Here is a 26,972-nt window from a genome sequence, read left to right as displayed (position 1 = left end):
GACCCTTGGTTTTCAGGAGCCGTTGATGGCTGTTCGCCGAGTGCATCCCGATCAACCCGCTGAGTTTGCTTTTTCGGCGGAGAATTTTGCGTGGGCACAAGAGACGATTGCCAAATATCCTCACGGAAAGCAGGCATCCGCCGTCATTCCGTTGTTGTGGCGCGCGCAGGAACAATCGGGCGGATGGCTTCCCGAACCTGCGATCCGCGCCGTTTGCGATCTTCTCGGCATGGCCCACATCCGGGGCATGGAAGTCGCGACGTTCTACACGATGTTTCAGTTGTCGCCGGTCGGGACGAAGGCGCACGTGCAGGTCTGCGGGACGACGCCGTGCATGCTGCGCGGATCGCGCGATCTGATCTCGGTTTGTCAGCACCGCATCAACGAGCACCAGCACACGCCGAACGAAGACGGCACGCTGTCGTGGGAGGAAGTCGAGTGCATCGGCGTTTGCGCCAACGCGCCGGTTGTCCAGATCGGCAAGGATACGTACGAGGATTTGACGGCAGAGCAATTTGAAGAAATGCTCAATGGTTTTGCAGCGGGCAAGCCGCCGAAGCCGGGATCGCAAACCGGCCGCACGGCCTCGTGCCCCTCGGGCGGTCCGACGAGTCTCACGGATCAATCGCTTTACGATGGCTCGACGGTCGACGCCTGGAGGAAGCGCTTCGAAGAAACATCGGACGCAAGCGACACGGTGCCCGCAGCTTCGCCTGCGCCAGCGGCAGCCGCACCTCCCGTTCATCCCGCAGCGCTGACCGCGATGGCGAATGCCGGACTCGTCAAGGAACTCGAGGCGCGGGGCGGCGGCAAGGCGATGTCTGCCGGTGAGCTCGATAAGATCAAGGCCGACATGCTGCGCGATCGTGCGATCGCGGCGGCGCGCGGAGATACGGAACCGGAGCTGTTTCGCGAACCGCGCGGCGGCAACGGCGATGACCTCTCGCTGATCTGGGGCGTTGCCGATAAGATGGTCGAAAAGCTGAATGCCATCGGTGTCTGGCACTTCGATCAGATCGCGAAATGGACGCCCGGGAACGTCGCCTGGTTCGAAAGCCAGCTCGATGGTTTCAAGGGACGCGTGACGCGAGAAAAATGGATCGAGCAGGCACAAAAGCTCGCGTCGGGTTGGCGACCGGAGAGTAAAGCCGGTGAAAGGCCGAAGGATTAGCTCGCATGCTTCATGATCGCGATCGCATCTTTCGAAATCTTTATGGTTTCCACGACGCACGCCTTAAGGGCGCGATAAGCCGTGGCGCCTGGGACGGCACGAAGTTTTTCATCGACAAGGGCCACGACTACATCATCGACGAGGTGAAGAAGTCGGGTTTGCGCGGACGCGGCGGCGCCGGCTTCCCAACGGGCCTCAAGTGGTCGTTCATGCCGAAGGCGGATCAGCGCCCGAGCTATCTCGTCATCAACGCCGACGAGTCGGAGCCCGGGTCCTGCAAGGACCGCGAGATCATGAGGCATGATCCACATCTCCTGATCGAGGGCGCACTGCTCGCCGCCTTCGCGATGCGCGCACACACCAGCTACATCTATGTGCGCGGCGAATACATCCGCGAACGCGAAGCGCTGCAGCGTGCCGTTGACGAAGCTTACGCGGCGAAGCTGATCGGCAAGAACAACGTCCATGGATGGGACTTCGATCTCTACGTCCATCACGGCGCCGGCGCCTACATCTGTGGCGAAGAAACCGCGATGCTCGAAAGCATCGAAGGCAAGAAGGGTCAGCCGCGTCTAAAGCCGCCGTTTCCCGCCAACGTCGGTCTCTATGGCGCGCCGACCACGATCAACAACGTCGAGAGCATCGCGGTCACGGGTGATATTCTGCGGCGCGGCGCGAGCTGGTTTGCGGCCCTCGGCCTGCCGAACAACACCGGCACTAAGCTGTTCCAGATTTCCGGTCACGTCGAGCGGCCGTGCACCGTCGAAGAAGAGATGGGCATTCCGCTCAAGGAACTGATCGACAAGCATTGCGGCGGCATTCGTGGCGGCTGGGACAATTTGCTGGCGGTTATTCCGGGCGGATCGTCGGTGCGTTGCATCACCGCTGCGGAATCCATGAGCGTCACGATGGATTTCGACGCGCTCGGCAAGCTCGGCTCAGGCCTCGGCACCGCGGCGGTCATCGTCATGGATAAGTCGACGGACATCATCGGAGCCATCCGGCGCCTCGCTTATTTCTATAAGCACGAGAGCTGCGGCCAGTGCACGCCGTGCCGCGAAGGCACCGGCTGGATGTGGCGCGTTCTCGAACGCATGGAACGCGGCCAGGCGGAAAAACGCGAAATCGATCTTCTCTTTGACGTCACGAAGCAGATTGAAGGCCACACGATTTGTGCACTGGGCGATGCAGCAGCTTGGCCGGTGCAGGGTTTGATCAAGAATTTCCGTCCCGTCATCGAAGAGCGCATCGACCAGTATCAGGCGAAGCATGCGCGCGTGGCGGCGGAGTAGGGCGGCGGACAACGAGCAATGCCAAAGCAACTGATAGTCGACGGCAAGGCAATCGAGGTCGAAGACGGCACGACGCTGATGCACGCCTGCGAAGTCGCCGGCGCTGTCGTTCCGCGTTTCTGCTATCACGAACGCCTGTCGATCGCCGGCAACTGCCGCATGTGCCTCGTCGAGGTGCAGGGCTCGCCAAAACCGATCGCCTCCTGCGCGATGCTGGTCAACGATCTGCCGCCGAACAAGGACGGCTCTCCGAAGATCATCAGCACGACCTCGCCGCTGGTCAAGAAAGCCCGCGAAGGCGTGATGGAATTCCTGCTCATCAATCATCCGCTCGACTGCCCGATCTGCGATCAGGGCGGCGAGTGCGATCTGCAGGATCAGGCGATGGCGTTCGGCATGGGCGGCTCGCGCTACCATGAGAACAAGCGCGCGGTCGAAGAAAAGCATATCGGGCCGCTGATCAAGACGATGATGACGCGCTGCATCCACTGCACGCGCTGCGTTCGCTACATGACGGAAGTCGCGGGCGTCGAGGAACTCGGCCTCATTGGGCGCGGCGAGGACGCCGAAATCACGACGTATCTCGAACACGGCATCATGTCGGAAATGAGCGCCAACGCCGTCGATCTCTGCCCCGTGGGAGCACTCACGCACAGGCCGTGGGCATTTTCCGCGCGTCCGTGGGAAATGGAATCGACCGAGACGATCGATGCGATGGATGCGCTCGGCTCTGCAATTCGTGTCGATACGCGCGGTGGCGCCGTCATGCGCATCCTGCCGCGCAACAACGACGCCGTGAATGAAGAATGGATTTCGGACAAGACGCGTCACGTCGCCGATGGTTTGAAAATCCAGCGCCTCGATCAGCCTTACATTCGCAAGGGCGGGCGCCTTCAGCCAGCGAGCTGGGATGAAGCCCTGGGCCTCGTCGCCGATAAGCTCAAGGCGGCTTCGCCCGACAAGATCGGTGCGATCGCGGGCGATCTCGCGGCGGCCGAGGAAATGTTCGCGCTGAAGGATCTGCTGACGCGCTTCGACGCGACCTCGATCGATTGCCGCCAGGCCGGTGACAAGCTCGATCCGAAGCTCGGCCGCGCCAGCTACGTGTTCAATTCATCGATCGAAGGCATCGAGCAGGCAGACGCGATCCTCATCGTCGGCTCCAATCCACGCCTTGAAGCGCCGGTGCTCAATGCGCGCATCCGCAAGCGCTGGCGGACCGCGTCGACCAAGATCGCGCTCATCGGTGCCAAGGCCGATCTCACATATCCCTATGAGTATCTCGGCGCCGGACCTGAGACGCTGGCCGAAGTCGCAAGCGGCAAGCACGCCTTTGCCGACGTTCTGAAATCGGCCCAGCGGCCGATGGTGATTGTCGGGCAGGGCGCTTTCGCGCGTGCCGATGGCCTCGCGGTGCTCTCACTTGCCGCGCGCGTCGCCATTGCGATGTCGGCTGGCAAGGACGCGGCGTGGAACGGCTTTAACGTGCTTCACACGGCGGCAGGCCGCGTCGCCGGGCTTGATGTCGGTTTTGTGCCCGGCAAGGGCGGCAGGGACGTCGCCGGCATCCTCGGCGGGGGCATGGACTTCGTCTATCTCTTGGGCGCCGACGAATGCGATCTTTCCAAGCTCGGCTCGGCCTTCGTCGTCTATCAGGGCAGCCACGGCGATCGTGGCGCGGAACGAGCCGACGTCATTTTTCCGGGCGCCGCCTACACGGAGAACGGCGCGACGTACGTCAATACGGAAGGCCGCGTCCAGCAGACGGTCAAAGCCGCGTTCTCGCCCGGCAGCGCCAAGGAAGACTGGACCATCCTGCGCGCTCTTTCGGCTCGCGCTGGCAAAACACTGCCTTACGACACATTGAAAGACCTGCGTGCCGCCATGTACAAGACGGCACCGCAGCTTGCCGAGATCGATACGGTCGAAACTCGCGCGGTATCGGGCCTTGAAACGCTCGCAAAGCTTTCCGGGCAGGCGACGGCGACGGCCTTCGTATCGGCGATTGAAGACTTCTATCTCACCAACGCGGTCGCGCGAGCTTCGGCTGTCATGGCCGGAATGAGTGCGCTTCGAAGCGCCCGCGACCAGAGGCTCAGCGCGGCGGAATAGGAACGATGCTCGAGACCCTGCAAACATTCATGACCGATTACGGCTGGAACCTGCTGATCCTCATCGTTGGATCGCTGGCGGTGCTGGTCGGGCTCCTGGTCATCATTGCGTTTCTGCTGCTGTTCGACCGCAAGGTCTGGGCCGCCGTTCAGATGCGCCGTGGCCCGAACGTCGTTGGGCCATTCGGCTTGTTTCAGTCGTTCGCCGACCTTTTGAAGTTCGTCTTCAAGGAGCCGGTGATCCCGGCAGGCGCCGACAAGGCCGTCTTCCTGCTTGCCCCGCTCGCGACCGCGATGTTTGCGCTCTCGGCCTGGGCCGTCATCCCGCTCGACCAGAACATCTGGGGCAAATGGGTCATCTCCGACATGAACGTCGGAATCCTCTACCTGCTCGCGATTTCCTCTCTCGGCGTTTACGGCGTCATCATGGGCGGCTGGGCGTCGAACTCGAAATATCCATTCATGGGCAGTCTCCGCTCTGCGGCGCAGATGGTGTCCTATGAAGTCTCGATCGGCTTCGTCATCATTTGCGTGCTGCTGTGCGTCGGCTCGCTCAACATGACCGACATCGTCAATGCGCAGAGGGCCGGGCTCGGGACGCGGGCGGGCCTGACGAATTCGTTCCTCGATTGGTACTGGCTGCCGCTGTTCCCGATGTTCGTCGTGTTCTTCATATCGGCACTGGCCGAGACCAACCGCACGCCGTTCGATCTGGTTGAAGCGGAATCTGAACTCGTCGCCGGATTCATGGTCGAATATTCGTCGACGCCATATCTGCTCTACATGCTCGGCGAGTACGTCGCGATCGTCACGATGTGCGCGTTGACGACGATCCTGTTCCTCGGCGGCTGGCTGCCCCCGCTCGACGTCTGGCCGTTGAACGCCATCCCGGGCTTTTTCTGGTTCCTGGCCAAAGTCGTCTTCGTCTTCTTCATGTTCGCGATGATGAAGGCGCTGCTGCCGCGTTATCGCTACGATCAGTTGATGCGGCTCGGCTGGAAGGTGTTTCTGCCGCTGTCACTGTTCATGGTCGTTGTGACGGCCGCAGTGCTCAGATTTGGAGGTTTTCTGTCATGAGCGTCGCTCGCGCTGCAAAGTCGCTATTCCTGACGGAAATCGTCGTGGCGTTCGTGCTGACGCTTCGCTATTTCTTCGCGCCGAAGAAAACGCTGAACTACCCTTACGAAAAAGGGCCGCTGTCGCCGCGCTTCCGTGGCGAGCACGCGCTTCGTCGCTATCCGAATGGCGAAGAGCGCTGCATTGCCTGCAAGCTCTGCGAGGCGATCTGCCCGGCGCAGGCGATCACCATCGAGGCCGGCCCCCGCCGCAACGATGGCACGCGCCGGACGACGCGTTACGACATCGACATGACGAAGTGCATCTATTGCGGGCTCTGCCAGGAAGCGTGCCCCGTGGACGCCATTGTCGAGGGTCCGAATTTCGAGTTTGCGACGGAAACGCGCGAAGAGCTTTTCTACGATAAGGAGCGGTTGCTTTCGAACGGCGACCGCTGGGAACGTGAGATCGCGAAGAACATCGCGCTCGACGCGAAGTATCGCTAAATCGCTCATCCCACGGGATAACAGGAAGAACGAGAACGATGGCGGAGGCAGGCTTCTTCTATCTCTTTGCGGTGCTGGCGGTCGCGTCCGGCGCGATGGTCATCCTTGCGCGAAATCCGGTGCACGCGGTGCTGTTTCTCGTCCTGGCGTTCTTCAACGCCGCCGGACTGTTCCTGCTGCTCGGCGCCGAATTCCTCGCCATGCTCCTCGTCATCGTCTACGTCGGAGCCGTGTCGGTCATCTTCCTGTTCGTCGTCATGATGCTCGACGTCGACTTTGCCGAGATGAAAGCGGGTTTCATCAAGAACGCCAAGATCGGAGCCATTGTCGGCGGCGTCGTGCTGGCCGAGCTTGTGGCGCTTTTCAGCTTCCGCGGTTTCAACATTGCTTCGACCGTCAAGGCCACCGCGCCGATGCCCGCCGTTGGGTCAAGCGTGACCAACACCCTGGCGCTCGGTCAGATCCTTTACACCAAGTACGTCTACCTGTTTCAGGCCTCGGGCATGATCCTGCTCGTCGCGATGATCGGCGCCATCGTGCTGACATTGAAGCACCGCACCGGCGTCAAGCGCCAGTCGATCTCGGCGCAGGTCTCGCGTGATCCGGCCAAGACGCTAGAGGTGATCAAAGTTCCAACCGGCGGATCGGTGATCCCTGCCAGCAAGCGCCCGGAGGCTGTGGAATGACCATTGGGCTCGGACATTATCTGACCGTCGCCGCCTGCCTGTTCACGCTTGGCATCTTCGGCATCTTCATCAATCGCAAGAACGTCATCGTCATCCTGATGTCCATCGAGCTGATCCTGCTCGCCGTGAACATCAATTTGGTCGCGTTCTCGCACTTCAACGCCGATCTCGTCGGCCAGGTGTTCGCGCTGTTCGTGCTGACGGTCGCCGCCGCCGAATCCGCCATCGGCCTCGCAATCATCGTCGTCTACTATCGCAACCGCGGTTCGATCGCGGTCGAAGACGTCAACATGATGAAGGGGTGAGGCGTGAGCGGCTTTCGGCATCGACACGAAGTGTGCCCTCTCCCCGCAAGCGGGGAGCATGACGGGAATAGGGGGAACGTTTCCGCATGATCTACGCGACAATCGTCCTTTTGCCGCTCGTCGGCGCGCTGATCGCCGGCCTTTTCGGCCGCATCATCGGCGACCGTCCGAGTGAAGTCATCACCACGGCGCTGCTGGTTATCGCGGCTGCGCTCTCCTGGGTCGTCTTCGTTCAAGTCGCGCTCGGACACGAGACGCACACCGTTACGCTGTTCCGTTGGATCACGTCCGGCGAACTCGATACGTCCTGGGCATTGAAGATCGACACGCTGACCGCGGTGATGCTGGTCGTCGTCACGACGGTGTCGTCCCTCGTGCACCTCTATTCCATCGGGTACATGCACGAGGACGACTCGCGCCCGCGCTTCTTCGCGTATCTGTCGCTGTTCACGTTCGCGATGCTGACGCTGGTGACGAGCAACAACCTCGTCCAGATGTTCTTCGGCTGGGAAGGCGTTGGCCTCGCGTCCTATCTGCTCATCGGTTTCTGGTACAAAAAGCCCTCGGCGAATGCGGCGGCCATCAAGGCCTTCGTCGTCAACCGCGTCGGCGATTTCGGCTTCGCGCTCGGCATCTTCGGACTGTTCTACGTCTTCCGCACCGTCAACCTCGACGCCCTCTTCGCGGCCGCGCCGAGCGCCGTCGGCAAGACGTTCGTGTTTGCGGGATACGAGGTCGACATCCTGACGACGCTCTCGCTGCTGCTGTTCATGGGCGCGATGGGCAAGTCGGCGCAGTTCCTGCTGCACACCTGGCTTCCGGACGCGATGGAAGGCCCGACGCCCGTCTCTGCGTTGATCCATGCGGCGACGATGGTGACTGCTGGCGTGTTCATGGTCGCGCGGCTGTCGCCGATCTTCGAGCTTGCGCCCGACGCCCTGAAATTCGTGACGCTGATCGGCGCCATCACGGCATTCTTTGCCGCAACCGTCGGCCTCGTCCAAAACGACATCAAGCGCGTCGTCGCCTATTCGACGTGCTCGCAGCTAGGCTACATGTTCGTAGCCTGCGGGATCGGCGCTTACGGCGTCGCGATTTTTCACCTCTTCACGCACGCATTTTTCAAGGCGCTTCTGTTCCTTGGCTCGGGTTCCGTCATCCACGCCATGCATCACGAGCAGGACATGCGGATGATGGGCGGCTTGCGCAAGAAAATCCCGTGGACGTTCGCGGCCATGATGATCGGCACGCTGGCGATCACCGGCGTTGGCATTCCGCACCTGACGGGCTTCGCCGGGTTCTATTCCAAGGATGCGATCATCGAGGCGGCGTACGCGGCGGATACGCAGAACAACTACGCCTTCTGGCTTCTCGTCGTCGGCGCGCTGATGACATCGTTCTATTCGTGGCGTCTCATCTTCATGACGTTCTATGGAAAGACCCGCGCCGACCATCACACCTTCGACCACGCGCACGAGAGTCCGTGGACGATGATGCTGCCGCTGGCCGTGTTGTCCTTAGGCGCGATCCTGGCCGGTGTCGTGTTCTCCGGCTATTTCATCGGCCACGACGAGCACGAGTTCTGGGGCGCGGCGATCTTCCGTTCGGAAACGAACCACATCCTGCATGAGATGCACGACGTGCCGGGATGGGTTCCCTATTCGTCACTCATCGCAATGCTGATCGGCTTCGCGATCGCCTGGGTCTACTATATCGGCGCGCCTTGGCTGCCCGCCGCGACGGCAAGGGCGTTCAAACCGCTCTATCTGTTCCTGCTCAACAAGTGGTACTTCGACGAGCTCTATAATCTGATCTTCGTGCGCGGCGCCTTCGCAATCGGACGCCTGCTCTGGAAGGGTGGCGACGGGGCCGTGATCGACGGCGCCATCGACGGGACGGCGGCGGGCGTCGGCCGCGTCACCGAAAGGGTCGTCCGCCTGCAAACCGGATACCTCTATCACTATGCATTCGCGATGCTGCTCGGCGTGGCGGCGCTCATGACCTGGCTCACCTACAACGGGCTTTTCGCCGGGGTGTTTAAATGAACAACATCCTCTCCGTCATCACCTTCCTGCCGCTGGTCGGCGCGCTCCTGATCGCCGTGCAGAATGCCGAGGCGAAGCAGAACGCCCGCTGGATCGCGCTCTGGACGACGCTGGTGACCTTCGTCGTGTCACTGCTGATCTGGTGGAACTTCGACACGACCCAGTCCGGCTTCCAGTTCGTCGAGGAGCACGCCTGGCTCGGATCGCTGAAGTACAAGCTCGGCGTCGACGGCATCTCGATGCTGTTCATCATCCTGACGACGTTCCTGATGCCGCTCTGCATTCTCGCGAGCTGGGTGTCGGTCGAGAACCGCGTCAAGGAATACATGATCGCGTTCCTGGTGCTCGAGACGCTGATGCTCGGCGTCTTCTCGGCGCTCGATCTCGTGCTGTTCTACCTGTTCTTCGAGGGCGGCCTTATCCCGATGTTCATCATCATCGGCGTCTGGGGCGGTAAGCGGCGCGTCTACGCCAGCTTCAAGTTCTTCCTCTACACGCTGCTCGGCTCGGTGCTGATGCTGCTCGCGATGATGGCGATGTACTGGCAAGCGGGGACGACGGATATTCCGACGCTTCTGCAAACCAAGTTCCCGCCCGATATGCAGTGGTGGCTGTGGCTCGCATTCTTTGCCTCGTTCGCGGTGAAGATGCCGATGTGGCCGGTGCACACCTGGCTTCCCGACGCCCACGTCGAGGCGCCGACGGCAGGCTCCGTCATTCTCGCCGGCATCCTGCTGAAAATGGGTGGCTACGGCTTCCTGCGCTTCTCGCTGCCGATGTTCCCCAACGCCTCGGCCGATCTCGCGCCCCTGGTCTTCTCGCTGTCGATCATCGCGATCATCTACACGTCGCTCGTGGCGCTCGTGCAGGAGGACATGAAGAAGCTCATTGCCTATTCGTCCGTCGCGCATATGGGCTACGTGACGATGGGCATTTTCACGGGCTCGCAGCAGGGCATCGACGGCGCCATCTTCCAGATGCTCTCGCATGGCCTCGTCGCCTCCGCGCTGTTCCTCTGCGTCGGCGTCATCTACGACCGCATGCACACGCGCGAGATCGCGGCCTATGGCGGGCTCGTCGAGCGCATGCCGAAATACGCCGTGGCGTTCATGATCTTCACGATGGCCAATGTCGGCCTGCCAGGGACCAGCGGCTTCATCGGCGAATTCCTGACGCTGATGGCGGCCTTCAAGGCCAACACTTGGGTCGCGATTCTAGCGACGAGCGGCATCATCTTGTCGGCCGCATATGCGCTCTATCTTTACCGGCGCGTTATTTTCGGCGTGCTCGAGAAGGCAAACCTTCGGAGCATTCTGGATCTCTCGCCGCGTGAAGTCGCGATACTAGCGCCGCTGATCCTGTTGACGATCTTTTACGGATTCTATCCGGCGCCCGTGTTCGACGTGACGGCGGCGTCGGTCAAGAATCTCGTGCAGACTTATCAGGATGCCCAGCACACGGCCGCCGCTCTCCTGGCGCCATGAGGAATTGATCGATGGATAGCGCGCTTCTCAACATCATTTCGCCGGAGCTGATCCTGGCGCTCGGCGCCATCGCGCTTTTGATGCTCGGCGTCTTCAGCCCGGAAGGCGAGAAAACCGGCCGTGTCGTCGGCTGGCTTGCCATCGGCGTGCTCACGGCTGCCATCGTCGCCATGTTTCAGCAGACGGGTGTTTCCCACGTCTTTGAAGGCGCGTTCGTATCCGATCCGCTGACGCGCTTCTTCAAGATCATGATTCTGGTCGCCGCCATCGTGGCGCTCATTCTGACCTTCGAAAGCTTTGCCCGCGACAAGCTCCTGGTCTTTGAATATCCGGTGCTCGTCCTGCTTGCCGCGCTCGGCATGATGCTGATGGTATCGGCGAACGATCTGATCACGCTCTACCTCGGCCTCGAGCTGCAGAACCTCTCGCTTTACGTCATCACCGCATTCAAACGCGATAACGTCAAATCCAGCGAAGCGGGGCTTAAATATTTCGTTCTGAGCGCGCTGGCTTCGGGGCTATTTCTTTATGGCGCCTCGCTCCTTTACGGCGTCACCGGCGCGACGGGTTACGGCGCTATTGCGGCAGCAACCCAACTCCCCGGCATGGAATTAAACATTGGCTTGACGTTCGGTCTTGTGTTCGTGCTCGTCGGCCTTGCCTTCAAGATTTCGTCGGTGCCGTTCCATATGTGGACGCCGGACGTCTACCAGGGCGCGCCGACGCCGGTGACGGTATTTCTTGCGAGCGCCGCCAAGGTCGCTGCGATGGCGATGATGGTGCGCTTCACGCAGTTCGCAATCCCGGGCGTCCCGGGAGAATGGCAGCAGATCGAAATTTTCCTGTCGATTGCCTCGATGGCGCTTGGCGCATTCGCCGCGATCGGCCAGACGAACATCAAGCGCCTGCTCGCCTATTCCGCGATCGGCCATATCGGATTTGCGCTCGTCGGGCTTTCCGCCAATAACCCCGAGGGCACCGCGGGCGTGCTGCTCTACCTCGTGATTTACCTCGCGATGACGCTTGGCACATTCGCATGCGTCCTCGCCATGCGCCGCAAGGGTGAGAACGTCGAAAATATCGCCGATCTCGCAGGCCTCGCGAAAACCGACTTGCCCTATGCGTCGATCCTCGGAATTCTGATGTTCTCGCTTGCCGGCATTCCGCCGCTCGCGGGCTTCTGGGCGAAATGGTACGTCTTCCTGGCCGCGATCAAGGCCGGGCTCTATCCATTGGCCGTCATCGGCGTCGTGACCAGCGTCGTCGGCGCGTTCTACTATCTGCGCATCGTCAAGATCATGTTCTTCGACGACAGCGCCGAAGCCTTCCAGCCGCGCGAAGGTAAGGTTTCGGCGGTCATGGTTCTCTCGGCCGGCTTCATCGTTCTGTTCGTGCTGCCGTTCATTGGCGGAACGCTCGTCGATGCGGCGACGGCTGCGGCGGCCGTGCTGGCGCCAGCCCACGCACTCTAGCGCAATGACGGATGCTCAAGCCACACCGCGCATCCTGCATATCGAAGAAACCCAATCGACCAATGCCGACGCCATGCGCCTCGCGCTCAAGGGCGAGGCTCTCCCGCTCTGGGTGATCGCCGACCGGCAGACGTCGGGTCGCGGACGCGCCGGGCGCTCTTGGGTCTCGCCTGCGGGAAATCTCTATACGAGCATAGCCTTCTGCTGCTCCGCGCCCATGGAAAAAGCGGGACAATTGTCACTCGTCGCGGGAATCTCGCTTTTCGAAGCCGTTCGCGCCACGACGGACCTTGCGCAAGACGCGCCCCTGCGCCTCAAATGGCCGAACGACATTCTGATGGGGACAGCCAAGATGGGGGGCATTCTGGTCGAAAGCACCACCGCGCGGGGAAGCCCCGGTTTCCTGGCGGTTGTGGGCTTTGGCTTGAACATCGCGTCTCATCCCGAAGATCTTGGCCGTGCGGCGACTTCGCTCGGCCGTCACGCCCGGGCGCCGTTACCTGCAGCGGTGCTCGATGCTCTGGCTGAACGCTTTCCGGATTGGCTCGAGGTCTGGAAGGACGGCGACGACTTCGCCGCCATTCGACGGGCTTGGATGGAACGGGCGGGGCGAATCGGCGAAGAGATCTTCGTCAATTCGACGGACGGTCCTATCCGCGGAACCTACCGTGGGCTTGCCGCGACCGGAGCTCTGCTCGCCGAGGTCGACGGCGAGCTTCGAGAGATCAATCACGGCGACGTGGCGCTCGGCGGCGCGGACGCGCTAAATGGGGATGCATGAGCGAGCACGACAGGTCATCTCAACGGTCGCATAAAGGCAAGCCCGACGAACTCGTGTTCATGGCGCTCGGCGGTCTCGGCGAGATCGGTATGAACACCTATCTCTATGGCTACGGTCCACCGAATGCCCGCTCGTGGCTGATGGTCGATCTCGGCGTGACGTTCCCGCATGAATCGGAGCCCGGCGCCGATGTCGTGCTGCCGGACCTTCGCTACATCGTCGCCGACCGCAAAAATCTCGTTGGCCTCGTTCTGACGCACGCGCACGAAGATCACATCGGCGCCGTGCTCGATCTCTGGCCGTCGCTCGAGTGTCCGATTTTCGCGACGCCCTTCACGGCCGGAATGGTGAAGACCAAAGTCGGCGAGGCCGGGCGAGCAGCGGCGCTTCCGATCCGCACCGTTCCGCTCGGTGGACGGTTCAAGGCCGGCGTTTTCGACATCGAATTCGTCGGGCTCACGCATTCGATTCCGGAGCCGAACGGCATCGCGATCCGCACGCCTGCGGGGCTCGTCTTTCACACGGGCGACTGGAAGTTCGATTCAACGCCCGTCATCGGCAAGCCGCACGATCCGGAAAAGCTGAAATCTCTGGGCGATGAAGGCGTGCTCGCCATCGTCGGAGATTCGACGAATGCGATGCGCGAAGGCCGCTCGGCATCCGAAGCCGACGTTGCCCGCGCGTTGACGAAGATCATCGTCGACGCGCCGCGCTGCGTCGCCGTAACCCTGTTTGCGTCGAACGTCGCGCGCGTTGCGTCCGTCGCGGAGGCGGCGCGCAAATCGGGCCGCACGCTCGTCGTCGCGGGGCGCGCGCTTCACCGCATCATCGAAGTCGCGAAAGACACCGGCTACCTGCCCGAGAGCTTCACGTATCTCGATCAGCAGCGCTTTTCCGATCTGCCGCGCAACAAGACTCTCGTGCTGTGCACCGGCAGCCAGGGCGAAACCCGTGCGGCGGTCGCGCGCATCGCCGAGGAGGAGCATCCCGACATCTCCCTCGACAAGGGCGACCTCGTGATCTTTTCCTCGCGCACCATTCCCGGAAATGAGAAAGCCGTCGCGAAAGTGCAGAATGCGCTCGCGCGCGTGGGCGTCGATCTGATCACGGATGCGGACGCACTGGTTCACGTGACAGGGCATCCGCGGCGCGAAGAACTGAAGGACATGTACGCCTGGCTGCGGCCGAAGCTGGCCGTGCCGATGCATGGCGAAGCGCGCCACCTGCGCGAGCACGCGAAACTGGCGCGCTCCTGCGGCGTCAGCGAGACGTTCACGATCGTCGACGGCGAAATTCTGAAGCTCTGGCCGGGGCAGGCGGCCGTCATCGATGAAGCGCCGGTCGGACGGCTCTATCGCGATGGCAACCTGATCGTTCCCGACGTCGATGGGCCGGTCAAGGCGCGCCGCAAGCTATCCTTCGTCGGCATCGCGGTGGTGTCGCTGGTTCTATCGCGTCGCGGCGACGTGCTCGGCGAGCCTGGGCTGGTTCTCGAAGGCATTCCGGCGGCGGACGCCGACGGCGATTCGATGCGCGAAATCGTGTTCGACGCCATCGACGGGACGTTCCGGTCGATTCCCCCGAAGCGGCGCAGCGATCTCTCGATGCTGCAGGAAGCCATCCAGAAGGCCGTGCGCGCCGCCATTAACGAAGCCTGGGGCAAGAAGCCGGTTGTCAAAGTGCTTCTCTCCGTGGTGGAAGCTAAGGGCTAGCCGCGCCTCCGGGGCCCGTGCTCGCCCGAAGTCCACCAGCCTGGAGAAAGACGCATGATCGGACGTTTGAACCATGTCGCCATCGCGGTCAAAGATCTCGACAAGGCTGCATCGGTTTACAAAAACGCCCTTGGCGCCAAGGTCGGTCCGCCGCTCAAGCAACCCGAGCACGGCGTAACGGTTATCTTCATCGAGCTGCCGAACACGAAGATCGAACTGCTCGAGCCGCTGGGCGAGAATTCGCCGATCGCGAAATTCCTCGAGAAGGCGCCGGATGGCGGTATCCATCACGTGTGCTACGAGGTCGAGGACATCGCGGCGGCCCGCGATCAGCTGAAGTCGCAGGGTGCCCGCGTGCTCGGCGACGGCAATCCGAAGATCGGGGCGCACGGTAAGCCCGTGCTGTTCCTGCATCCGAAGGATTTCTGCGGCACGCTCGTCGAACTGGAGCAGGTTTGAGACAGAGCCGCCGGAAGGCTCTAGACATGCAAGGGCCGTCTGATGCGCACGTCGATCGCGATAGCTATTTTCTTCTGCCTCTGGTTCATCACGCTTTTTGTCGTTCTGCCGTTTTTCGCCAAGACCCAGGATGAGGCGGGAGACGTGGTGCCCGGAACGCCCGGGAGCGCCCCGTCCCGGATTAACATTTGGAAGGTGTTCCTGGTGAATACGCTGGTGGCGATCGTCGCGTTTGCGGTCGTCTACGCGGTCATCGCCAATTTCGATGCGATCGCGGGCCTGTTCGGCGTCGTCATGGGCCGCGAGCCCGCGAACTGATCCTTCGCACAATGTTTCGGGCGACTCATCGACGCCTGCCTCAATCGACGCCTTGAGGAGTGGGCTGCGATTTTTGTCTTCGCATTGCCAGAACCGGCGCAATCCGCTATCGCCGATGACCGATAAAGGCTGGGGTCACGACACCCGGCTCAGCCCCGAAAAAGCGAGCCTATTGAATGAGCAAGCGCGCCCTGGCCGTCAGCCGCGAAGAGAATTTCCCCGACTGGTATCAGGCTGTCGTCCGCGACGGCGACATGGCCGAGACGAGCCCGGTTCGCGGCTGCATGATCATCAAGCCGTGGGGCTGGGGCGTGTGGGAGCGCCTGCAGGCCGAGCTTGATACGCGCATCAAGGATACGGGCCACGACAACTGCTACTTTCCGCTTTTCATTCCGATGAGCTTCATCGCCAAGGAAGCCGAGCACGTCGAAGGCTTCGCCAAGGAAATGGCGGTCGTCACGCACCACCGCTTGAAGAACGAGGGCGGCAAGCTCGTCGTCGACCCGGATGCGAAACTCGAAGAGCCGTTGATTGTCCGTCCGACGTCGGAGACGATCATCGGTGACGCCTTCCAGCGTTGGATCAAGAGCTATCGCGATCTACCGCTGCTCATAAACCAGTGGGCGAACGTCGTGCGCTGGGAGATGCGTACGCGGCTGTTTCTGCGCACTGCAGAATTCCTCTGGCAGGAAGGCCATACCGCGCACGCGGATAAGGACGACGCGGTCGCCGAAACGCTGAAGATGCTCGAAGTCTATCGGACGTTCGCGGAGGATGTTCTCGCGATGCCGGTGATCGCGGGCGAGAAACCGGCGAACGAACGCTTCCCCGGTGCCGACAATACCTATTCGATCGAAGCGATGATGCAGGACGGCAAGGCACTGCAGGCTGGCACCTCGCATTACCTCGGAACGCATTTCGCGGAAGCGCAGAACATCCAGTTCCAGAATGCCGACGGCAAGCTCACCTACTGCCATACGACGAGCTGGGGCGTTTCGACTCGTCTGATCGGCGGCGTGATCATGACGCACGGCGACGACGACGGCCTGCGCCTTCCGCCCGCGATCGCGCCGCGCCAGATCGTCATCGTGCCGATGCTGCGCGAGAAACCTGAAGACGCGGCGCTCATCGAGTATTGCGCTGCGCTCGAAAAGGACTTGAAGGCGGCGGGCATTCGCACGCTCGTCGACGCCAAGGCTGTGAAGTCCGCCGAGAAGCGCTGGAACTGGGTGCGCCGTGGCGCGCCTGTTATCGTCGAGATCGGCGGCCGCGACGCAAGCGGTGGCAACGTCACGTTCATGCGCCGCGACCGGTTGCGTGACGGCGACAAAGTCATCTCGCAGACGTCGCCGCGCGCCGAATTCGTCGCTGGGGCACCGGCGCTGCTGAAGGAAATCCAAGAGGCGCTTTATGCCGAGGCCAAGGCGCGGCTCGACGGCAACATCATCACGAACCTCAAATCGTTTGACGATCTGGCCGCGTATTTCGGGCCTGCTGAAGGCGACGACGAAGGTGGCGCTTTCAAGGGTTGGGCGCGCGTTCCCTGGTCGCGGCCCGAGGGCGAAGGCCTTGAAGCTATCGCTGATCGGCTGAAAGCCTTGAAATTGACCATCCGGAATGCTCCGCTTGGCCAGGAAGCAGCGGTGGGCAAGTGTCTTTTCACGGGAGAACCCGCGAAGGAGTATGTCTTAATCGCGCGAGCCTATTAAAACCCCTGCAGGAACCGCGCAGCCTTAACTCAGACACACGCCTTAACTCAGACACATGGGGGTGCGATGCGGCGCGCTTCACGGGGAAGACGGAGCGAGGGGCAATGACGACGGCCGTCCGGGACACGAAGCCCTTTTCGTCATTCGAATGGATGATCGCGGGACGCTATTTGCGCGCCCGCCGCAAGGAAGGCTTCATCTCGGTCATCGCCGGGTTTTCGTTTCTCGGCATCATGCTCGGCGTTGCGACGCTCATTATCGTCATGGCCGTGATGAACGGATTTCGCCATGACCTCTTCTCCAAAATTATGGGGCTCAACGGACACGTGATCGTGCAGAAGCTCGGCGAGCGCTTCGACGATTACGAACAAATGGCCGAGAAGATTGCCCGGGTGCCGGGCGTGCAGGTCGCGATGCCGATCATCGAAGGCCAGGTCATGGTGTCGTCATCCTCGCAGGCTTTGGGCGGACTCGTGCGCGGCGTGCGCGAAAACGACCTCAAGGCTCTCAAACTCGTTTCAAGTAATGTCCGTGCGGGCACGCTCGATGGCTTCGATGCGCAGACGGGCATCGCCATCGGCGTCAGACTTGCGAACCAGCTGCATGTCGGCCTCGGCGACAGCATCACGCTCGTGTCGCCACGCGGCGCGGCAACGCCGTTCGGAACGGCGCCGAGATCGAAGCCCTATCAGATTACGTCGATCTTCGAGCTCGGAATGAGCGAATACGATCGCATGATGATCTTCATGCCGCTCAAGGAAGCGCAGAAATATTTTTCGAAGGGCGGTGAGGTCGACGTCGTCGAGGTCATCGTCGACGATCCCGAAAACGTCGATAGTTTCCGCGCCGCGATTTTGCAGGCCGGAGGTCCCTCGATTGCCGTCGCCGACTGGCGTCAGCGCAACGAGACGTTCTTCAACGTGCTCTCCGTCGAACGCAACGTGATGTTTATCATCCTCTCGCTGATCGTGCTCGTCGCGGCGCTGAACATCATCTCCGGCCTGATGATGCTGGTGAAAGACAAGGGCCGCGACATTGCCATTCTGCGCACGATGGGCGCCACCAAGGGCGCGGTGATGCGCGTCTTCCTGATCACCGGCGCTTCGATCGGCATCGTCGGCACGCTGGCGGGGCTTCTTCTCGGCGTCATCTTTTGCTGGAACATCGACAGCATCAAGAATTTTGCGTCGTGGATCACGGGCACGACGGTCTTCGATCCGAGCGTCTACTATCTGACGAAGCTGCCCGCCGACATCGACCCGCACGAGACCGGTGGCATCGTCATCATGGCACTTCTCTTGTCGGTCATTGCAACGATTTATCCGTCGTGGCGGGCCTCGCGGCTCGACCCCGTCGAAGCGCTGCGTTACGAGTGACACACATGGAGACAACGCCCGCCGGTACGACTTTCTCGCCCATCCTGCAGCTCGAGGGCGTGTCGCGATCGTTCCGCCAGGGCGAGCGCGAGATCGTCGTACTGACCGGTGTCGACGCCGTGCTGTGGCCGGGTCAGGCCGTAGCGCTGGTCGGTCCGTCCGGCGCTGGCAAGTCGACGCTGCTCCACATCTCGGGCCTTCTCGAATCTCCGACGAGCGGCCGCGTACTCCTCAACGGCCGCGATTGCGCGACGCTTTCGGAAGGCGAGCGGACGCGCCTGCGCCGCAAGGAAATCGGCTTCGTCTATCAGTTTCATCAGCTGTTGCCGGAATTTACGGCGCTCGAAAACGTGGTTCTGCCGCAACTCATTCTTGGCCGCACACGCAAGGCCGCCGACGCCCGCGCGCTGAGCCTGCTCACCGGCCTCGGCCTTGGCGAGCGTGCCAGCCATCGCCCGGCCGAGCTTTCGGGCGGCGAGCAGCAGCGCACCGCGATCTGCCGCGGTCTTGCGAATTCGCCGAAGCTTCTGCTGGCGGACGAGCCGACCGGCAACCTCGATCCCCATACCTCGGAATACGTGTTCCGCGAGCTGATCGATCTCATCCGCAACCAGGGCGTCGCGGCGCTGATCGCGACTCACAATCTTGAGTTGGCGCGGCGCATGGACCGCGTTCTGCAGATGCAGGAGGGGCGGCTCGTCGAGCTGGCTCCGGCAACCGTCGGGCGTTGACCTGCGCTGGTTTCTGGCTGTGGATGGCGTTCTGACGGAAACGGCCGTGATGCCGTAGTCTAAGGCATGGAACAGATTCGGCCCGGCAAAGCTCCGCAGTTCGTGCATCTCAAGGTGCATTCGGCATACTCGCTGCTCGAAGGCGCGCTGCCGATCGCCAAGCTCGCCAAGCTCGCCGACGCGATGCAGCTTCCGGCTCTCGGGCTGACCGACAGCAACAACTTTTTCGGCGCACTGGAATTTTCCGACAAGCTTTGGGGCGCGGGCGTGCAGCCGATCGCTGGCGTTTCGCTGGACGTCGACTTCGGCGACAATCGCGACGCACAGCCTGCGGGACTACGCACGCTGAGCAACGAGCCGCGCAGCAAACCAGCGGGCAAGATCGCGCTGCTCGCGATGACGGCGGACGGCTTCGCCAATCTGATGCGGCTTTCGAAAGCACTCTATTTCGAAGTCGCCCCTGATGAGTCCGCGCACGTCAAGATCGCGCGCATCGAGGAATTCTCCGACGGCATCATTGCGTTGACCGGCGGCCCGCAAGGACCGATCGATTCAGCGCTTCGCAACGGCCAGCATGACCTCGCCTCTGAACGGCTCAAAACACTCGAGAAGATTTTCGGCGACCGCCTTTACGTTGAGGTGCAGCGCCACGGACTTGCCGAGGAAGCCGATGTCGAGCCCGATCTTCTCGATCTTGCTTACGAACGGCGCATTCCGATCGTCGCGACGAACGAATGCTATTTCGCGCAACGCAGCGATTACGAAGCGCACGACGTGCTGCTCTGCATCGCCGACGGCCGCTATGTGGTCGAGGACAACCGCCGCCGCGCCAGCCCCGAGCATTATCTCAAGACTGAAGCGGAAATGGTGTCGCTGTTTGCGGACCTGCCCGAGGCGCTCGCCAACACGGTCGAGATCGCGATGCGCTGCACGGCGCGGCCCGAGGGCCGCAAGCCGATCCTGCCGCGCTTCGTCAAGGCCGACGACAGTCTGAGCGAGATCGAAAATTTCCGTCTCGAAGCGGCGGAGCTTAAGGCGCAGGCGAAGGAGGGTCTGGCGCGGCGCTTGGCGGCGCACGGGCCGGCGGCCGGTTTTACGGTCGAGGACTACGAAAAGCGGCTCGTCTACGAAATCGACGTCATCACGCAGATGAAGTTTCCGGGCTACTTCCTGATCGTCGCCGACTTCATCAAGTGGTCGAAAGCCAATGGCGTTCCGGTCGGTCCAGGGCGCGGCTCGGGTGCGGGCTCGCTCGTCGCCTATGCTCTGACGATCACCGATCTCGATCCGTTGCAGTTCGGTCTTCTGTTTGAGCGCTTTCTCAATCCCGAACGTATTTCGATGCCGGACTTCGACGTCGATTTCTGCCAGGAAAAGCGCGACCGCGTTATCGATTACGTGCAGAAAAAATACGGTGATGATCGCGTCGCGCAGATCATCACGCACGGAAAATTGCAGGCGCGCGCCGTGCTGCGCGACGTCGGCCGCGTGCTGCAGATGCCCTACGGTCAGGTTGACCGTCTCTGCAAGCTCGTGCCGAACAATCCGGCCAATCCCGTCACGTTGAAGGAAGCGATCGAGGGCGAGCCGAAGCTGCAGGAAGAGCGCGACCGCGAGCCGATCGTCGCGCGCTTGCTGGAAATCGCGCAGAAGCTCGAAGGTCTTTATCGTCATGCTTCGACGCACGCGGCGGGCATGGTGATCGGCGACAGACCGCTCGAAGAATTGGTTCCGCTTTATCGCGATCCGAAATCGCATTTTCCGATCACGCAATACAACTGGAAGATGGTCGAGGCCGCGGGCCTTGTGAAATTCGACTTCCTCGGTTTGAAGACGCTGACGGTTCTCGAAAAGGCGGTCAATCTGATCAAGCAGGTGCGCGGCGTCACCGTCGATCTGCCGAGCCTGCCGCTCGATAACAAGCCGACATACGACATGCTGGCGAAGGCCGATACGGCCGGCGTCTTCCAGCTTGAAAGCACGGGCATGCGCGAAAGTCTGAAGCGGCTGAAGCCCGACCGTTTCGAAGACATCATCGCCATGGTCGCGCTCTACCGGCCGGGTCCGATGGACAACATCCCGACCTATATCAACCGCAAGCACGGCGAGGAGCCGGTCGATTACCTGCATCCGATGCTCGAAGGCATCCTGAAGGAAACCTACGGCGTCATCATCTACCAGGAGCAGGTCATTCAGATCGCGCAGGTGATGGGCGGATACACGCTCGGCCAGGCCGACATGCTCCGCCGCGCGATGGGCAAAAAAGACAAAGCCGAGATGGCGAAGCAGCAGGCGCGCTTCGTCGACGGCGCCCTCGCCAAAAGCGTGAAGAAAGAAGAAGCCAAATACATCTTTGAACTCGTCGACAAGTTCGCGGGCTACGGCTTCAACAAATCGCACGCGGCGGCCTATGCGCTCGTCAGCTATCACACGGCTTATTTGAAGGCGAATTTCCGTGAAGAGTTCTTCGCCGCGTCCATGACGCTCGATATGGGCAACACCGATAAGCTCGCGATGTTTGCATCCGAAGCGCGCAAGTCGGGAATTCGGATGCTGCCGCCGTGCGTCAATCAATCGGCCGTCGATTTCGGCGTCGAGCCGGCGACGGAAGGCTCTAAGCACGGCGCTATCCGCTATTCGCTGGCCGCGTTGAAGAACATCGGCGCCGGCGCTGTCGAAACGATCGTTAGCGAGAGAAACGGTTCCGGCGCATTCAAGTCGCTTGCCGATTTCGCGGAACGCGTTGACGCGAAAGCGCTCAACAAGCGCGCCATCGAAACGCTTGCGAAAGGCGGCGCGTTCGATGCGCTGAACAATGATCGTGCGCGTGTCGCCGCCAACGCCGATACGATCCTGGCTTCGGCACAAAGGCGCACGGCGAACGAAGCCCAAGGGATGACCGATCTCTTCGGCTCGGGCGGAAAATCGGCGGAACTCGTGTTGCGCTCGGCTGAGGGCTGGACGCCGATGGAGCGTCTGGCCGCCGAGTTCGAGGCCATTGGTTTCTATCTGTCGGGCCATCCGCTGGATCAGTACGATCATGTGCTGTCAAAGCTCGGCGTCCGGAAATTCACCGATTTCGAGACGCTGACGGAACGCGGCGCGACGGCGGGACGGCTTGCCGGCGTCGTCATCGCGGCGCGCGAACGGCGCTCGCAGAAAGGTAACAAGTTTGCGTTCGCGTCATTCTCGGATGCGACGGGTCAGTTCGAGGCCGTGATCTTTTCCGATACGCTGGCAATCTGCCGCGAGCTTCTCGAGCCCGGCACGCCGGTCATCGTTTCGGTGGAAGCCGAGCGCGATGGCGACACGTTGAAAATGCGCGTGCAATCCATCGAAGCACTCGACAAGGCCGCCGCCGGGGTTGCGCGAAATCTGCGCGTCGTTCTCGATCAGCGGGAATGCACCGGCGCCAACGGCGCGCGGCTAGCTGAAATGAGTAGCCGCCTGAAGCCAACGCATCGCGGCGGAGAAGTTCGCATCGTACTGCCGTTGTTGGATCGCGGTTGCGAAGTGGATTTGATTCTACCAGGGCGATACGACGTTTCTCCGTTGGAGGCAGGGCGCATCGCAGCGCTGCCGATCGTTGTGGAAATCGTCGAGGCCTAAGTTCAAGACTGAGTTCAAGTCTGAGTTCAAGACCTGAACTTCTGGTTGCGCCCGCGCGGGCAGCGCACGTCCACTCCACAGAATTATCTTATGAGCGACGACGGCTTTTTCATCGCCCGCGCGTTAAGGGTCCGGACGTACCGAGACGCGTCATATGCTAGATAGGAGCCTACGATGAAAAAGAGCCTGATCGCAGCTGCGGCATTCGCCGCTCTGACGCTCGGCGGCGCCAGCTCGGCAAGCGCCGGTGTTGCCAGTTCCAGCCTCAATGGTATCAGCACACACAACAGCAGCTCTGCTGCTGAGCACGTCGATTACCGGCGCCACGGCCACTACAAAAAGCGCACCTATAAGCGTAACTGGTGGCACAAGAAGAAGTGGGTCTGCCGCTATCGCCACGGCCATCGTAACTGCTTCTGGCGCTAAGCCAGCCGAATACCGGGAAGAAGGCTGAAAGCAAGACGCAGCCTTCTTCCGCCAAAGTTTGGGTGCAAGGGTCGCCCACTAGGCTCGCCGAAAAACGAGGGAAGAAAATGTCGAAACTGTATGCTGCTGTGATCGCCGCTCTGCTGTTCGCTCCTGCCGCTCATGCGCAGGACGCGAAAAATGCCCCTGCCACGAAAATGAGCGCCGCGGATATCAAGACTGCGCTCGATTCGGCGGCGTCCGATCCGGCGAAAGTCAAAGCCTACTGCGCCATGTCGAAAAAGATGGACGAAGTCGGCGACGATCAGAAAAAGGCTGAAGCAGCCGGCGACGAGATCGACGGGTATTTTAAAGTCCTCGGCGACGATTTCGAAAACGCGTGGGATGCCGGTCAGGACGCGGCCGACGGCACGCCGGAAGCCAAAGCCATGGACGAAGGCATGACCGCCCTCGACGCCAAGTGTAAGTAGTCGCAGACGCTGGCCTCATCCCGGGTCGGAACGCTGTTCTTGATCCGTGTCTGCCCGGCGCAGTTCCCAATCCAAAAACGACGGCACGCCGCAATCCGGACGCTTGCGTCTGCTGCGCAGCGTGTCGTTTTGTGTTCACAAAGCCCCAGTTATGAGGGTTGCGTGCATCCCGGCGCGTGCCGAATGCCGCGCTTTTTGAGGGCACGCGTGGGTTGCGCGTTCGAACAATCCCCCGTATACAGCGGCCATCTCACACGCGAGACCTGCGCCATGCGGATGAAAAGCCCCGCGTCGCGCTCCGGTGGAGAAACGTAAGCCCATGAAAAGGCTTGCTGATCTCTTCTCAGTCTCGCGGAGGTCTAACCGGAAAAGGATTTATTCGATGGCGCTTCCTGCCTTCAATATGCGTCAGCTTTTGGAAGCTGGCGTTCACTTCGGCCACCAGGCTCACCGCTGGAACCCCAAGATGGCGCCGTTCATCTATGGGTCGCGCAACAAAATTCACATTCTCGACCTGACGCAGACGGTGCCGATGTTGCACCAGGCGTTGCTCAAGGTTTCCGATACGGTTGCCGGCGGCGGTCGCGTTCTTTTCGTCGCGACGAAGCGCCAGGCGTCGGACGGCATTGCCGAAGCTGCCAAACGCAGCGCCCAGTACTTCATCAATCACCGCTGGCTCGGCGGTACGCTGACGAACTGGAAGACTGTTTCCCAGTCCATTCGTCGCCTGCGTCAGCTCGACGACATTCTCGCCGACCCGCAGGGCCGCACCAAAAAAGAAATCCTGACCCTGACGCGTGAGCGCGAAAAGCTCAATCAGTCGCTCGGCGGCATCAAGGACATGGGCGGCACGCCCGATCTCCTCGTCGTCATCGATACCAACAAGGAATCGATCGCGATCCTGGAAGCGCGCAAGCTCAACATCCCGATCGTGGCGATCGTCGATACGAACTGCGATCCCGACGGCATCGATTATCCCGTGCCGGGTAATGACGACGCCGGCCGTGCGATCACGCTCTATTGCGATCTGATGGCCCGCGCCGCTCTCGACGGCATCGAGCGTGCCCAGGGATCCTCGGGTATCGATATCGGCGCTTCGGACGCGCCGCCCGCCGAGGAACTGCCGAAGGTCTCGTTCAAGGGCATCGAAGCCCCGCGCGGCGAAGCCGACGATCTGAAGCGCATCACAGGCATCACGCCGAAGCTTGAGCAGCGCCTCAACGATGCCGGCGTCTACCACTTCTGGCAGATCGCCGACCTCGACGCCGACTATACGGCGGCTCTCGACCGGCAGTTGAAGCTCAAGGGTCAGATCGCCAAGGAAGAATGGCCGGCCCAGGCTAAGAAGTTTGTGGAAGCAGCCGCGGTATAGGGCGCGGTTTCGCGCCCTCACGCAGGTTGAAATTGTGAAACACGACAACTGAGGCGCCTTTCGGCGCCTCGAACCTAATGGGTGACAGGATGACGACGATCACCGCCGCAGATGTGAAGAAGCTGCGCGACATGACCGGCGCGGGCATGATGGACTGCAAGACGGCGCTGACGGAAACGGGCGGCGATATCGAAGCCGCCGTCGATTGGCTGCGTACGAAGGGCCTTTCGAAAGCCGCGAAGAAGTCGGGGCGCATCGCCGCCGACGGCCTTATCGGCATCGTCGCGAAGGGTCACGAAGGCGCCGTCGTCGAGGTCAATTCGGAAACCGATTTCGTCGCGCGCAACGAGCAGTTCCAGACCATCGTTCGCGATATCGCCTCGCTCGCACCGGCCGCGAAGGGCGATCTCAAGGTGCTGCTGGCTGCGACGTATCCGGGCTCCAAGAACACCGTCGAGGTTCAGCTGCAGGAAGCCGTTGCGACGATCGGTGAGAATATGACGCTGCGGCGCACGTCCTCGATCGCGGTCAAGGAAGGTGTCGTCGCCGACTACATTCACAGCCGCGTTGCCGACGGTCTCGGCAAGATCGGGGTTCTGGTCGCGCTCGAAAGCGCGGGCGACGCGCCGACGCTGTTTGAAATTGGTCGCATGATCGCGATGCACGTCGCGGCCGCTAGCCCGATTGCCCTCGACGTCGCCGCTGTTCCGGCTGACGTGCTCGAGCGCGAGAAGGCGATCCTCGCCGAGAAGAACCAGGGCAAGAAGCCCGAGATGCTCGAGAAGATCATCGCCGGCGGCATGAAGGCCTTCGCGAAGGAAAACTGCCTGCTCGAGCAGCAGTACGTCCATGACACGACGAAGACCGTCGCCCAGGCCGTGAAAGACGCAGAAAGCCGCGCCGGCGCCCCGATCAAGGTCGCGGGCTACGTCCGCTACGCGCTTGGCGAAGGCATCGACAAGAAGGAAGAGGACTTCGGCGAGGAAGTCCGCAAGCTCGCGAGCGGCGGCTAGGCGGAATCGCATTCGCGCGTTAGGCATCAACCGGCCGGTTCATGCGACCGGCCGGTTTTTTTCTTGCATATCGACGGGAGTAAGAGGCGATGGCGGCGCGCGGATCTAATATCAAATACAAGCGGCTGCTGCTGAAGCTCTCGGGCGAAGCCCTGATGGGCAAGCAGGACTACGGGATCGACATGTCGGTCGCCGACCGCTTGGCGCGTGATATTGAAGGAATGACGGCGGCCGGAGCCCAGGTCGCAATCGTCATCGGCGGAGGCAATATCTTTCGCGGCCTTTCGCGCGCAGCCAAGGGCATGGATCGGGCGACCGCCGACTATATGGGCATGCTGGCGACGGTCATGAATGCGCTGGCGTTCCAGAATGCGCTCGACCACCGAGGGATCGCGGCGCGCGTCGTCTCCGCTATTCCGATGCCGACGGTTTGCGAAAGCTACGTTCGCCCGAAGGCACTGAGCTATCTCGCAAAGTCGCAGGTCGTGCTGTTCGCGGCGGGCACCGGCAATCCTTTCTTCACGACGGATACGGCCGCCGTCCTGCGCGCCATCGAAATGAATTGCGACGCCGTCCTAAAGGCGACACAGGTCGACGGCGTGTACTCGGCGGACCCGAAGATACACCCCGATGCCAAGCGTTACGATCGCCTGAGCTATGCCGAAGTTTTAGCCAAGGATCTCAGAGTGATGGATGGGGCGGCCATTGCTCTTGCCCGGGACAACGGACTTCCGCTAATTGTGGTTTCTATCGAAGAGCCGGGAAACCTCTTGAAAGTGCTGCGCGGCGAAGCGCGTCAGACGATCATCGAGGCTACGGGTTGAAATCAGCGGCAGCGTTCTCGCCCTGCGCCGCGTGCCGTCGCGGC

Annotated in this window: 23 protein-coding genes; all 23 read left to right on the top strand. The window is 61.6% G+C overall.

The window, feature by feature from the left end:
• The first annotated feature begins 25 nt into the window (after nt 1-25).
• The 23 genes from nuoE (at nt 26) to pyrH (ending at nt 26,928) form a co-directional block, all read left to right on the top strand.
• Nucleotides 26-1,171, top strand: coding sequence for an NADH-quinone oxidoreductase subunit NuoE (gene nuoE / locus WC026_RS02335; protein WP_372709191.1), 1,146 nt, complete (start codon nt 26-28; stop codon nt 1,169-1,171).
• A gap of 5 nt (nt 1,172-1,176) precedes the next feature.
• Nucleotides 1,177-2,463, top strand: coding sequence for an NADH-quinone oxidoreductase subunit NuoF (gene nuoF / locus WC026_RS02330; protein WP_372709189.1), 1,287 nt, complete (start codon nt 1,177-1,179; stop codon nt 2,461-2,463).
• Nucleotides 2,464-2,481: 18 nt separating this feature from the next.
• The gene (gene nuoG, locus WC026_RS02325) at nt 2,482-4,575 is read left to right on the top strand and encodes an NADH-quinone oxidoreductase subunit NuoG (RefSeq protein WP_372709188.1); all 2,094 of its coding nucleotides are present in this window, start codon (nt 2,482-2,484) and stop codon (nt 4,573-4,575) included.
• Nucleotides 4,576-4,604: 29 nt separating this feature from the next.
• A complete protein-coding gene (gene nuoH, locus WC026_RS02320; protein WP_372709220.1) occupies nt 4,605-5,651 on the top strand; it encodes an NADH-quinone oxidoreductase subunit NuoH in 1,047 nt (348 codons plus the stop codon).
• Nucleotides 5,648-6,136, top strand: coding sequence for an NADH-quinone oxidoreductase subunit NuoI (gene nuoI / locus WC026_RS02315; protein ID WP_013215894.1), 489 nt, complete (start codon nt 5,648-5,650; stop codon nt 6,134-6,136). Before nuoH ends, nuoI begins: the two co-directional genes overlap by 4 nt.
• A gap of 38 nt (nt 6,137-6,174) precedes the next feature.
• The gene (locus tag WC026_RS02310; RefSeq protein WP_372709187.1) at nt 6,175-6,822 is read left to right on the top strand and encodes an NADH-quinone oxidoreductase subunit J; all 648 of its coding nucleotides are present in this window, start codon (nt 6,175-6,177) and stop codon (nt 6,820-6,822) included.
• On the top strand, nt 6,819-7,127 hold the full coding sequence (gene nuoK / locus WC026_RS02305; RefSeq protein ID WP_372709186.1) for an NADH-quinone oxidoreductase subunit NuoK: 309 nt from the start codon (nt 6,819-6,821) through the stop codon (nt 7,125-7,127). The genes WC026_RS02310 and nuoK overlap by 4 nt, the downstream gene beginning before the upstream one ends.
• Nucleotides 7,128-7,213: 86 nt before the next feature.
• Nucleotides 7,214-9,172 (top strand): NADH-quinone oxidoreductase subunit L, encoded by a 1,959-nt coding sequence (gene nuoL, locus WC026_RS02300; RefSeq protein ID WP_372709185.1) that lies wholly within the window; start codon nt 7,214-7,216, stop codon nt 9,170-9,172.
• A complete protein-coding gene (locus tag WC026_RS02295; RefSeq protein ID WP_372709184.1) occupies nt 9,169-10,656 on the top strand; it encodes an NADH-quinone oxidoreductase subunit M in 1,488 nt (495 codons plus the stop codon). Before nuoL ends, WC026_RS02295 begins: the two co-directional genes overlap by 4 nt.
• 11 nt (nt 10,657-10,667) lie before the next feature.
• Nucleotides 10,668-12,128, top strand: coding sequence for an NADH-quinone oxidoreductase subunit NuoN (nuoN, locus tag WC026_RS02290; protein ID WP_372709183.1), 1,461 nt, complete (start codon nt 10,668-10,670; stop codon nt 12,126-12,128).
• A gap of 4 nt (nt 12,129-12,132) precedes the next feature.
• Nucleotides 12,133-12,909 (top strand): biotin--[acetyl-CoA-carboxylase] ligase, encoded by a 777-nt coding sequence (locus WC026_RS02285; RefSeq protein WP_372709182.1) that lies wholly within the window; start codon nt 12,133-12,135, stop codon nt 12,907-12,909.
• Nucleotides 12,906-14,621: a ribonuclease J gene (locus WC026_RS02280; protein ID WP_372709181.1), complete on the top strand. Its 1,716-nt coding sequence runs from the start codon at nt 12,906-12,908 to the stop codon at nt 14,619-14,621. The genes WC026_RS02285 and WC026_RS02280 overlap by 4 nt, the downstream gene beginning before the upstream one ends.
• 54 nt (nt 14,622-14,675) lie before the next feature.
• Nucleotides 14,676-15,080, top strand: a complete 405-nt coding sequence (gene mce / locus WC026_RS02275) for a methylmalonyl-CoA epimerase (RefSeq protein ID WP_372709180.1) — start codon at nt 14,676-14,678, stop codon at nt 15,078-15,080.
• Nucleotides 15,081-15,122: 42 nt separating this feature from the next.
• A complete protein-coding gene (locus tag WC026_RS02270) occupies nt 15,123-15,398 on the top strand; it encodes a DUF1467 family protein (RefSeq protein WP_372709179.1) in 276 nt (91 codons plus the stop codon).
• Between the two features lie 176 nt (nt 15,399-15,574).
• On the top strand, nt 15,575-17,107 hold the full coding sequence (proS, locus tag WC026_RS02265; RefSeq protein WP_372709178.1) for a proline--tRNA ligase: 1,533 nt from the start codon (nt 15,575-15,577) through the stop codon (nt 17,105-17,107).
• Nucleotides 17,108-17,211: 104 nt separating this feature from the next.
• Nucleotides 17,212-18,483, top strand: a complete 1,272-nt coding sequence (locus tag WC026_RS02260) for a lipoprotein-releasing ABC transporter permease subunit (RefSeq protein ID WP_372709177.1) — start codon at nt 17,212-17,214, stop codon at nt 18,481-18,483.
• Nucleotides 18,484-18,488: 5 nt separating this feature from the next.
• Nucleotides 18,489-19,214 carry an ABC transporter ATP-binding protein gene (locus tag WC026_RS02255; RefSeq protein WP_372709176.1) on the top strand — a complete coding sequence of 242 codons (726 nt, stop codon included), beginning with the start codon at nt 18,489-18,491 and terminating at the stop codon, nt 19,212-19,214.
• A gap of 66 nt (nt 19,215-19,280) precedes the next feature.
• Nucleotides 19,281-22,823, top strand: coding sequence for a DNA polymerase III subunit alpha (gene dnaE, locus WC026_RS02250; RefSeq protein WP_372709175.1), 3,543 nt, complete (start codon nt 19,281-19,283; stop codon nt 22,821-22,823).
• Between the two features lie 174 nt (nt 22,824-22,997).
• A complete protein-coding gene (locus WC026_RS02245; RefSeq protein ID WP_372709174.1) occupies nt 22,998-23,249 on the top strand; it encodes a hypothetical protein in 252 nt (83 codons plus the stop codon).
• A gap of 107 nt (nt 23,250-23,356) precedes the next feature.
• Complete coding sequence (locus WC026_RS02240; protein WP_372709173.1) at nt 23,357-23,719, top strand: hypothetical protein; 363 nt, start codon at nt 23,357-23,359, stop codon at nt 23,717-23,719.
• 382 nt (nt 23,720-24,101) lie between these two features.
• Nucleotides 24,102-25,091 (top strand): 30S ribosomal protein S2, encoded by a 990-nt coding sequence (locus WC026_RS02235; protein ID WP_372709172.1) that lies wholly within the window; start codon nt 24,102-24,104, stop codon nt 25,089-25,091.
• Nucleotides 25,092-25,180: 89 nt separating this feature from the next.
• Nucleotides 25,181-26,104, top strand: a complete 924-nt coding sequence (gene tsf, locus WC026_RS02230; protein ID WP_372709171.1) for a translation elongation factor Ts — start codon at nt 25,181-25,183, stop codon at nt 26,102-26,104.
• An 89-nt stretch (nt 26,105-26,193) separates the two neighbouring features.
• The gene (gene pyrH, locus WC026_RS02225; protein ID WP_372709170.1) at nt 26,194-26,928 is read left to right on the top strand and encodes a UMP kinase; all 735 of its coding nucleotides are present in this window, start codon (nt 26,194-26,196) and stop codon (nt 26,926-26,928) included.
• The last annotated feature ends 44 nt before the right edge of the window (nt 26,929-26,972 follow it).

This window comes from Hyphomicrobium sp. (genome assembly GCF_041674905.1).
Classification (GTDB): Bacteria; Pseudomonadota; Alphaproteobacteria; order Rhizobiales; family Hyphomicrobiaceae; genus Hyphomicrobium_B.
The sequence above is the reverse complement of the archived record's forward strand: the minus strand, read 5'-3'. Positions and strand labels throughout refer to the sequence as shown.